General features: G+C 57.9%; 1 rRNA gene (only partly in view). It reads left to right on the top strand.

The annotated features are described in order from the left end of the window. Positions 1 to 133 precede the first annotated feature (133 nt). A 23S ribosomal RNA gene (locus ACIBBH_RS42295) occupies positions 134 to 1,467 on the top strand (it continues 1,888 nt past the right edge of the window).

Raw genomic sequence — 1,467 nt, forward strand, 5'->3', positions numbered from 1 at the left:
CCGGGCACGCTGTTGGGTGTCTGAGGGAATGAACTCCCTTGGTCGCCGGCCCCAGTGAACTCGAACCGGATGGTTCGGGGTGATGGGTGGCTGGTCGTTGTTTGAGAACTGCACAGTGGACGCGAGCATCTGTGGCCAAGTTTTTAAGGGCGCACGGTGGATGCCTTGGCACCAGGAACCGATGAAGGACGTGGGAGGCCACGATAGTCCCCGGGGAGTCGTCAACCAGGCTTTGATCCGGGGGTTTCCGAATGGGGAAACCCGGCAGTCGTCATGGGCTGTCACCCTTGCCTGAACACATAGGGCAAGTGGAGGGAACGCGGGGAAGTGAAACATCTCAGTACCCGCAGGAAGAGAAAACAACCGTGATTCCGGGAGTAGTGGCGAGCGAAACCGGATGAGGCCAAACCGTATACGTGTGAGACCCGGCAGGGGTTGCGTGTACGGGGTTGTGGGATCTCTCTTCCACGGTCTGCCGGCCGTGGGACGAGTCAGAAACCGTTGATGTAGGCGAAGGACATGCGAAAGGTCCGGCGTAGAGGGTAAGACCCCCGTAGTCGAAACGTCAGCGGCTCGTTTGAGAGACACCCAAGTAGCACGGGGCCCGAGAAATCCCGTGTGAATCTGGCGGGACCACCCGCTAAGCCTAAATATTCCCTGGTGACCGATAGCGGATAGTACCGTGAGGGAATGGTGAAAAGTACCGCGGGAGCGGAGTGAAATAGTACCTGAAACCGTGTGCCTACAAGCCGTGGGAGCGTCGGAGCAAGGCTTGCCTTGTTCTCGTGACTGCGTGCCTTTTGAAGAATGAGCCTGCGAGTTTGCGGTGTGTTGCGAGGTTAACCCGGGTGGGGAAGCCGTAGCGAAAGCGAGTCCGAACAGGGCGTTTTTAGTAGCACGCTCAAGACCCGAAGCGGAGTGATCTAGCCATGGGCAGGTTGAAGCGGAGGTAAGACTTCGTGGAGGACCGAACCCACCAGGGTTGAAAACCTGGGGGATGACCTGTGGTTAGGGGTGAAAGGCCAATCAAACTCCGTGATAGCTGGTTCTCCCCGAAATGCATTTAGGTGCAGCGTCGTGTGTTTCTTGCCGGAGGTAGAGCACTGGATAGGCGATGGGCCCTACCGGGTTACTGACCTTAGCCAAACTCCGAATGCCGGTAAGTGAGAGCGCGGCAGTGAGACTGTGGGGGATAAGCTCCATGGTCGAGAGGGAAACAGCCCAGAGCATCGACTAAGGCCCCTAAGCGTACGCTAAGTGGGAAAGGATGTGGAGTCGCAGAGACAACCAGGAGGTTGGCTTAGAAGCAGCCACCCTTGAAAGAGTGCGTAATAGCTCACTGGTCTAGTGATTCCGCGCCGACAATGTAGCGGGGCTCAAGCGTACCGCCGAAGTCGTGTCATTGCAGCATATAGCCCCAACGGGTGCTGTGATGGGTAGGGGAGCGTCGTCTGCCGGGTGAAGCAG

The sequence above is a fragment of the Streptomyces sp. NPDC051636 genome, assembly GCF_044453765.1.
Lineage (GTDB): Bacteria > Actinomycetota > Actinomycetes > Streptomycetales > Streptomycetaceae > Streptomyces.